We start from the raw sequence: 7,662 nt of genomic DNA, 5'->3' as shown, positions 1-7,662 counted from the left end.
TAAAAAACAAACAAACCAGAAATAGTAAAAGGAACATGGAATATTCCTTTTTGGAGAAATTCTACAGCCTCAACGCCGTTTTAAGCGGCCGATTGCTGTTAACTATAATCGCGAAGCGATGGCTAACTGTTATTTTTCCGTTGAAGCAACTTGTAAAGCCGCATTATGCTACTTGAAAATTATATGGTGAAACATGTAGTGATTTTTGCTCTAGTCTTGTTTGCCATAAATCATGTGCATTCTGTAAACGAAGCCAATGTTCTGCTGATGGTTTACCAAAAGCCAACTCAAGACGTACAGCCATTTCAGGTGTGACAGCGCCTTTAGCATTTAAAATTTTAGATAAAGTTTTACGGCTTACATCAAGATGTTTTGCAACATCGGTGATCGTTAATTCTAAAGAGTCGATCACTAACTCTTTTAATATTTCTCCCGGATGAGCAGGATTAAACATAGCCATTAGTGGTAATCCTCATCATTTATTATCTCAACATCACGTCCAGTAAACCTATATTTCATACGCCAACTTCCGCTTGATCTAAGATTAGCTAGGATAAGGCGTAGCTTATTTTCGTGCTTTTTTGTATCCCCGCAGTGCGGCCTGAAGCATAAAACTTTCGAAAAACCTTATGAATTAAGTTTTAAATCATAGATCAAGTGTAACCCTAAAGGTGTCGAATTAACAGCGGGACTTTGATATACCAACGCCCCAATAACGGGCAAATAATGCTTGGCTTGTTATATTTACTTATCACCTAAAGCTTCATTAATTTTGTTAACTAAATCCCTAGCTTGAGCCTCATCAAGAGATATAGGGAAAGATGAAGAAGACAAAAAACCTTTACTCACTATGTTAAGACCAACGCCAGTAGCGCCATCTTCTAGGCAAAGCTTATGAACATTCATTTTAGTTTTAACAAAAGACTTCTGTAATGCTTCAACTTGGCCTAAATCGCCAACCTCTTCACCTTTAAATAAATTGAAAAATGCCATGACTACCTTGGTAAATATAACGCCATTTTAAGCGATAATTAACAGTGGGCTAAAATGAGTGAGGGACGAACAACAGCCCACTGTTAATTGTCCGTCTTGAAAATTCTTATGAGTATGTGCTAGTGGTGATACCTCATATTTTTATGACTTTAGGTCTAAATAAGAAACCAATAATACTACCAAAGAGCTTTTTATACATTGCTTCTATCTCTTCTTTACCAATGTTTCCGCCAAATATTAGCATCTCAAGCCGCTCTCCAGGTTCTTCCACTATATAACCTGAAGAAATGAACCCGTTTTTCTCATAAAAAGCTTTACGCTTGACCCGCTGTTTGTAGTTTTTTGTTTGCTGATTAAGTTCTTCAATATTTAGTACAATTCTTTTTCCGGAGTGAGTCCCCTTCAACGAAGCCATTACCTTACTGCCGTACCCAGCTGAGCGATAAGATTCCGCTATAGCTAAAAATTGTACAAATATAATATCGGTATACTCAGTGATATAAATGAGGCCAATCCAAGTATCATGCGCATAAATAATGTTAAAACCTACCTTACCTTTTCTTAGTGTATATCGAAGCAACCATGTAGGTATATGCCGAGCTTCTGGAAAAGCTTTTTTATAAAGATCGATCACATCGAAATAATTTTCGTCAGACTTAGATAGTGGTCGGAGATTAATATTCATACGAAGTACTCATAATACCGCATTAAGCGGACTAAAATTATTGGTTGTAATTCGTAGCGACTCTAAACGTAACCAACTGTTTTAATTACGTTAAAGTTACTTTCTATACGCCAGACTTCGCATTTTCTATATAGTTTGCATGTGTTTCTTTAATAGGCATGACTTTAAATGGACTCACATCTGCTCCACCTGTATTGCCACTTGGAACTAAGCCGATAGCTGTTTTTGTTGCAGCTCCGATCACCCTAAAGATTTGACCAAGTAATTCATGAATATCTCGCTGCCGCAATGCCCAATAAAACATAATGCAATGCACTTTTACGTGAAAGTATGTCGACTCTTGGCCTAATACATGAGCATTTTCTAGGTATTTAAATGCCTGAGAGTAGTCTCCAACGACATAAGAAGTACGTGCGAGTTGTAATTCAGCCTCTACGTACGGCTTAATATTGGTTGTAAAATTACCGAGCATGGGAAACTACCTCTAGCTAGACATAATGACTCCCACGAGGTGCTAGCCTCCAGATTCGTGGGTTAGTAAAACCAGAGCCATAATATATGTGTTAAACAATATAAACTGGAGGCTAACAGGTATCAACATAACATACTTTTCATTGGTCTAGATACCCATAAAGTATCTACCAAAGTGGCACACATAGCAGACCAACGTGGTGCCAGAGCCTGAAGACGAAGCAATACGTGACTTATCAAGAGCGGTGTTAACAGGCAATAAAATAGTTGGTTAAAATTAGCGACACAGGAGCAAAAACCAACGGTTAGTTATCCACCTCAGGGCGTGTTGTTAGTTTTTCATAACACCAGCACGCCTTTTAGCATAATAAATTGCTAGACCACAAATGATTATAAAAAGACTGTAGAAACCTACTTGAAACTCCCACGGTACTTGTGGCAATGAACCATAAAGCCGAAGACTATCATTAACGATAAATATACTAATACCTGAAATTACAGCGGTAACTTTAAAATAAAATAGATTTCCAGTCTTAATTGTAACTATAGATATAACCAATATTAGCAGAGTAATAATTGATGCTAGAGCTGACATTGCACCGGGCACTATACTTGGCGCAAGAACTATTACCTCGATTAGAATACACATCCACCCTAAAACTTTTAAATACACCATTCCTCCTTGAAAAACTAACGCCCGGTTAACAGACAATAAAATAGTTGGTTAAAATGTGTAACGAAGCGAAACGTAGCCAACTGTAAATGTTAGCTTTTTTTAGATTTAAGTCCTAAAAAGTGTTTTCTTGAATAAATAGCAACACCGAAGATAATACCTAGAAAAAGATAGAAAACATCACCTCTAATGAAGAAATTCATACTCACAGCAAGAGAGCAGACTACTGCATAAGAGAATTTTTTAGAGTGACTATATTCAACCTTAATAAGGTAACCTTTAGCCTTACCAATTTTCATCAGTATAAAGACCATTACAAAGATTATAAAAAGAAGAATCTGAATATCCATATAGTTGAGCCCTCTATAAAAGCTAACGCCCAAATAATGGGCAAATATCAGTTGGTTAAAATTAGCGACGCAGGATAAAAAACCAACTGTTATTTGTCCTGCCTTAATTGGCTTATTGTTATTTAACTAGTTCAGATAATTGGCTCTTTGTTAATGAACCACTTTTCCTAGCAACTTCATCGCCATTTTTAAATACTATGACAGTAGGTAACCCTCTTACTGCGTATAACTTACTAAGTGTTGAATTTAATGATACGTCGACTTTAACAACAGCTATCTTTCCTTCATATTCTTTTGCCATGCTATTTATAGTTTTATTCATCAATAAGCACGGACCACACCACTCAGCCCAAAAATCGACTAAGACAGTGCCTTGCTCAGCAACAATTTGACTAAGCTCGCTATCGGAAGAAATATTAATTGGATCACCCATACCTAAGTCTTTTTTATTCAGTCTTTTATATATCGCGGATAAAGGCCATTTAGCAAGAGCTATTAAATTCGTAATCATCAAAGCAACAAACAGTAATATCCAACCTATTATTTTTAATGGAAATAAATAGCTTGGTGAATTTTCAATGAACATCTCAATGTTATTTAATTTTTCTGTAATTTGATTACCAAGGTTCAATTAAAACTCCTTATATACACATAATGCCTAAATAACAGGCGAAGCGAAAAGTAGCCAACTTACGTGTCCTTGTTGATTTTCTTGGTTAGGTATACTTAGCCCAACACTTTGATTTGGTTTATTGATTTAACTCTTATATGAGTTTGAAAATAATATTTTTCAGTTCTTTTACCATTAGAAAAAAACCAAATTTTCATTTTTTTAGCTTCACCAGTAACTTCGATATTTTTATTAATAAAGTATTCTTCAGGTGAAGAGCCATATTTTTTGGTAAACGCTGCGATTGTTTTAGGATGAAGTGCAACCGTAATACTTCTTTTATCCCTGTAATCTAATTCAGTGTTTAAATAAACAACTTTTCTCTCTATACCAGAGGCTTTTATTGCAAATTGAAACGTACCTTTTACACCTTTTGGGGCATTTACTTCTGTTTGTTCAATTAATCGCATAACGTCAGTTGATGCTGAATTTGAAGTTACCTCGAGTGTTGTAGTACATGCAGATAAAACTAAAATTGATAATAATAAAAAACACTTCATTGAAATGACATCCTTGTTTGTATACCAACGCTCAAATAACAGGCTAAGTAATGCTTGCTAAAATGTGGAACTGGGTAAGCGTTACGTGTCCCTGTTTATTTTCTTATAGTTTAAAATTGATAGCCGGCCTGAAATATACCACCGACACCTATACCATCTTTTTCATTTCCTGCGACTAGAGTAAAGCCAAAATTAAAGCCGGGATTTCCTATGCCTCTATGAAAGTAATGATATCCTAAGCCGGCACCATACACAGCCTCATGATCAAAATTGTCATACTCACTGCCAACGACGCCAATATATAAACTTGCACCATGTTTCGGGGTCTGGAAGTCAAAGATGTCCGTTTTGACCCAACCAATACCAACACCACAGGTACCACCGTAAATGGAAGAGTAGCTAACACAACCAGCAGATATATATTTCAAATCATTTTTAGATTGAATACCTGCATTAACACCAATACCACTATAAAAGGTGCCAGCACCCATACCAAAGGTAAAGTTATCGTTTGCTAATGTTTGAGGTGATAAGACTAAAGCGAATGAAACTAGAAGTGATTTTGTGATTGTTTTCAAAAGTGATCCCTACTTGATTTAAATATTTAAACATAACGCCCCAATTAAGCGGCAAATTGCAGTTGGCTAAAATAAGCGACGCAGGATAAAAAACCAACTGTTATTTGTCCTGATTAATTTGCTTATATTTTACTTGTGTCCAAATATAAATTCAGTTGTCACATAAACAGGCGCATTTGATGAATTAGCTTTAGAGGGAACATAGTGAATATTGCTTAAGGCACGTAATGCAAATTTATCCCATGCTCCATTGGGGGAAGACTCAACAACTGTTGGATTGAAAATCGCCCCATTAGAGTCAACTAAGTACTTAACTTTAACGAAGCCACTGGTTTTCGGTGGCTTTAATGTACTAGATTTAAAACTAAACTCTTTGGCTTCTTGAACCCAATAGTTTTGTAACTCAGATTGCTCCACGGTTATAGGGGATTTTGTAAGGTACTGCTCAGGAGTTGACTTGCAACCACTCAACACTAAAAGTCCTAGGGATAAAATACTCAAAAGTTTCATATACACTCCTTGTAAAATATAACGCCCTGTTAACAGGCAAAAAATTGTCCACCAAAGTGGTACAAGATCAAAGTGAAACAGCCAACTGTAATTTGTCCGTTTGATTGCCTTATTATATTTTTTGAACTACAATGTACGACAATACCGTACATAAACAGCGAGTTAATTATGGATAGCATAAGCGTAAATCAGTTTAGAGACAACCTAAAAACATATGTTGAACAAACTGTTAGTCAGCACGAGCCTATTAAAGTTACTAGGCGAGCTGGTGACGACTTTATTATAATGAGTGCTGATGATTGGGAAAGAGAGCAAGAGACACTACATGTTTTACAAAGTAGTAATTTAATGAAACAAATTTCTGAATCGATGGCGACACACCAAAAAAACACTGGATATAAACCGACACAAGAGCAATTAAATGAGATCACTAGTTTTTGAAGGTAAGACTTGGCTTATTTATGAGCAGTTAAGAGAGAAAGACAAAAAGCTTCATAAAGCATTATGCAAAACTTTAAAAGAAATGTTACTTGCAGATCCTGCAAGTGGTTTAGGTAAACCAGAACCGCTAAAGCATAATTTATCGGAATTATGGTCAAAACGTATTTCCCAGAAAGACAGAGTGGTCTATAAATTTGATGATGACAGTATTTATATCTTCGCAATTGGCGGACATTACGACCAGCATTAAAAATATAACGCTTAAATAAGAGGAAATAGTGATTGGCTCGCTTTTTTACGGCTCTTTGCAAAAAACGAGACGAGCTCTATTTTTCCTTTTAATTTGCTTATGTGCTTTTTGAATTGTTTTTAATCCAATTTATAATTGAGGGATATAGGTCAGCAATTTTTTCTTTAGCTGACTTGTTGTTATACAAGCGGATAAGTTCATTATTAAAAGCTTTAAATTGGGAAAAACCCTTCTTATTTATCATGAAATCTTCAGTATATTTTTTTATAAATAGATACTCTTGCGGAGAATAATTTTCCATTGCGTATAAAGAGACTAATGACCATGTCATATACTCATTAAATATTAAATAAGGTTTGTTGTATCCACCGCCGTTATACCACGGTTTTAAATCCACCAGAGCAGCATTAATATCGTCTATATATTTGTCAGAGGTTGGATTCACGTAAGTATGATCAATTTCAGTAAAGAATGAACGAGTGAACTTTATCGATTGAATTGAAAAAGACTCCCTCTCATTTTCATAACGGTTAGGGGCAACGATAAACATGATAGATTCATTAAATCCATTATTGGCATACATTCGAGAACTATTTTTACCCGGCCCTAATGGAGAAAAGAAAACCTTATAACTTTGATATCTTGCCGGGAAATGAGACTCTAACCATTGCCAAATGTTTTTTGGTTGAGCACCTAGTTGGAACACGTTACTCAACTTTAAGTAATACTCATGATGTTGTTGGTAAAACTTTTTGAAATTACTCTTTTTTGCAAAATCTTCTAACAAGGTAATATTGTCTTTAATAACATCAACGGCTCGAAAGCTTTTATATACCGATGATTTTTCTATTTTATCGCCGTTAAAAACATACGCAGGACCATTTTCAACAAATGAATAATAATCAACGTTAACGAGTTTTTTAAAAATCTCATGATCTTTAAAAGGTGAAAACCACTTTAAAACATCTGAGTAGTATTCTCCTTTCGAATACATCTTATAATTAGCGTGATAAAACTTGTCAAATAGAGCTAATATAATGTTGTTAAGTTCGTAAACTTCGGGCGTTTCAACACTAACTTTTCCAATATGCTCTTGAATATACTCTTTATTATAACGAACCGGATTAAGCTGTATATTGAAGGTAATTGTTTTTACTTTTTGATTAAATTCTAAATGTACTTGTTCAATTTCGTTATCATGACCCGAAATAAATAAACTTTTGCCATTGTATTTAATTTCAGCTTTTGGGCTACTTCCCCAATAGGTTAAATTAACCGTTTTGTTTTCAGGTAGTGAATTAAAATCTAAACGTTGACTAAAAAAAACATCTGTAACCAAGGTAAAATCAGCACTTTGCAATGATATGTAATAATCACTAGCTTGAACTCTACCACTAGAGCAAATTATTAAAATAAAAAATATATACTTCAACTTTAATTTATCCTTTAAACATAAAATCTGGTAAAACATCAGACATCCCTTTAAAATAATCACCATAGGTTATCACAAGTCATTAAATTTTCATCATTAACATCACCTG

The 7,662-nt window shown here is 34.8% G+C and carries 12 protein-coding genes; 2 read left to right on the top strand and 10 right to left on the bottom strand.

All coding sequences use genetic code 11. The annotated features are described in order from the left end of the window. Positions 1 to 163: 163 nt before the first annotated feature. The 9 genes from MTCD1_RS17825 to MTCD1_RS17775 form a co-directional block, all read right to left on the bottom strand. Positions 164 to 460: a HigA family addiction module antitoxin gene (locus MTCD1_RS17825; protein WP_057183299.1), complete on the bottom strand. Its 297-nt coding sequence runs from the start codon at positions 458 to 460 to the stop codon at positions 164 to 166. A 284-nt stretch (positions 461 to 744) separates the two neighbouring features. Next, positions 745 to 993 carry a hypothetical protein gene (locus MTCD1_RS17815; RefSeq protein WP_057183301.1) on the bottom strand — a complete coding sequence of 83 codons (249 nt, stop codon included), beginning with the start codon at positions 991 to 993 and terminating at the stop codon, positions 745 to 747. A gap of 133 nt (positions 994 to 1,126) precedes the next feature. Then, positions 1,127 to 1,678, bottom strand: a complete 552-nt coding sequence (locus MTCD1_RS17810; RefSeq protein WP_057183303.1) for a GNAT family N-acetyltransferase — start codon at positions 1,676 to 1,678, stop codon at positions 1,127 to 1,129. A 103-nt stretch (positions 1,679 to 1,781) separates the two neighbouring features. Next, entirely contained in the window at positions 1,782 to 2,150 is a 369-nt protein-coding gene (locus MTCD1_RS17805) for a DUF3703 domain-containing protein (RefSeq protein WP_057183306.1), read from the bottom strand. 330 nt (positions 2,151 to 2,480) lie between these two features. Beyond that, positions 2,481 to 2,825, bottom strand: coding sequence for a hypothetical protein (locus MTCD1_RS17800; protein WP_057183308.1), 345 nt, complete (start codon positions 2,823 to 2,825; stop codon positions 2,481 to 2,483). A 465-nt stretch (positions 2,826 to 3,290) separates the two neighbouring features. Beyond that, the gene (locus tag MTCD1_RS17790; RefSeq protein WP_057183312.1) at positions 3,291 to 3,803 is read right to left on the bottom strand and encodes a thioredoxin family protein; all 513 of its coding nucleotides are present in this window, start codon (positions 3,801 to 3,803) and stop codon (positions 3,291 to 3,293) included. 95 nt (positions 3,804 to 3,898) lie between these two features. After that, entirely contained in the window at positions 3,899 to 4,342 is a 444-nt protein-coding gene (locus MTCD1_RS17785; protein ID WP_057183313.1) for a hypothetical protein, read from the bottom strand. 110 nt (positions 4,343 to 4,452) lie between these two features. Then, positions 4,453 to 4,920: a hypothetical protein gene (locus MTCD1_RS17780; protein WP_057183315.1), complete on the bottom strand. Its 468-nt coding sequence runs from the start codon at positions 4,918 to 4,920 to the stop codon at positions 4,453 to 4,455. A gap of 129 nt (positions 4,921 to 5,049) precedes the next feature. After that, positions 5,050 to 5,430 (bottom strand): energy transducer TonB, encoded by a 381-nt coding sequence (locus MTCD1_RS17775; RefSeq protein ID WP_057183317.1) that lies wholly within the window; start codon positions 5,428 to 5,430, stop codon positions 5,050 to 5,052. A 168-nt stretch (positions 5,431 to 5,598) separates the two neighbouring features. Between MTCD1_RS17775 and MTCD1_RS17770 the strand changes: the two genes are divergently transcribed. After that, a complete protein-coding gene (locus MTCD1_RS17770) occupies positions 5,599 to 5,871 on the top strand; it encodes a type II toxin-antitoxin system Phd/YefM family antitoxin (protein ID WP_057183319.1) in 273 nt (90 codons plus the stop codon). Continuing rightward, entirely contained in the window at positions 5,852 to 6,121 is a 270-nt protein-coding gene (locus MTCD1_RS17765) for a Txe/YoeB family addiction module toxin (RefSeq protein ID WP_057183321.1), read from the top strand. The genes MTCD1_RS17770 and MTCD1_RS17765 overlap by 20 nt, the downstream gene beginning before the upstream one ends. Positions 6,122 to 6,218: 97 nt before the next feature. On the opposite strand, the gene MTCD1_RS17760 is transcribed toward MTCD1_RS17765, so the two are convergent. Next, on the bottom strand, positions 6,219 to 7,592 hold the full coding sequence (locus MTCD1_RS17760; protein WP_231733107.1) for a DUF4932 domain-containing protein: 1,374 nt from the start codon (positions 7,590 to 7,592) through the stop codon (positions 6,219 to 6,221). Positions 7,593 to 7,662 lie beyond the last annotated feature (70 nt).

Source organism: Colwellia marinimaniae, assembly GCF_002207865.1.
Lineage (GTDB): Bacteria > Pseudomonadota > Gammaproteobacteria > Enterobacterales > Alteromonadaceae > Colwellia > Colwellia marinimaniae.
This window is presented reverse-complemented; position numbering and strand designations above follow the sequence as displayed.

Bases quoted from the DNA above. Each gene is read 5' to 3' on its own strand.
- MTCD1_RS17815 (WP_057183301.1), bottom strand. From the start codon at position 993: ATGGCATTTTTCAATTTATTTAAAGGTGAAGAGGTTGGCGATTTAGGC.
- MTCD1_RS17760 (WP_231733107.1), bottom strand. From the start codon at position 7,592: ATGTTTTACCAGATTTTATGTTTAAAGGATAAATTAAAGTTGAAGTAT.
- MTCD1_RS17765 (WP_057183321.1), top strand. From the start codon at position 5,852: ATGAGATCACTAGTTTTTGAAGGTAAGACTTGGCTTATTTATGAGCAG.
- MTCD1_RS17775 (WP_057183317.1), bottom strand. From the start codon at position 5,430: ATGAAACTTTTGAGTATTTTATCCCTAGGACTTTTAGTGTTGAGTGGT.
- MTCD1_RS17785 (WP_057183313.1), bottom strand. From the start codon at position 4,342: ATGAAGTGTTTTTTATTATTATCAATTTTAGTTTTATCTGCATGTACT.
- MTCD1_RS17825 (WP_057183299.1), bottom strand. From the start codon at position 460: ATGGCTATGTTTAATCCTGCTCATCCGGGAGAAATATTAAAAGAGTTA.
- MTCD1_RS17770 (WP_057183319.1), top strand. From the start codon at position 5,599: ATGGATAGCATAAGCGTAAATCAGTTTAGAGACAACCTAAAAACATAT.
- MTCD1_RS17805 (WP_057183306.1), bottom strand. From the start codon at position 2,150: ATGCTCGGTAATTTTACAACCAATATTAAGCCGTACGTAGAGGCTGAA.
- MTCD1_RS17810 (WP_057183303.1), bottom strand. From the start codon at position 1,678: ATGAATATTAATCTCCGACCACTATCTAAGTCTGACGAAAATTATTTC.
- MTCD1_RS17800 (WP_057183308.1), bottom strand. From the start codon at position 2,825: ATGGTGTATTTAAAAGTTTTAGGGTGGATGTGTATTCTAATCGAGGTA.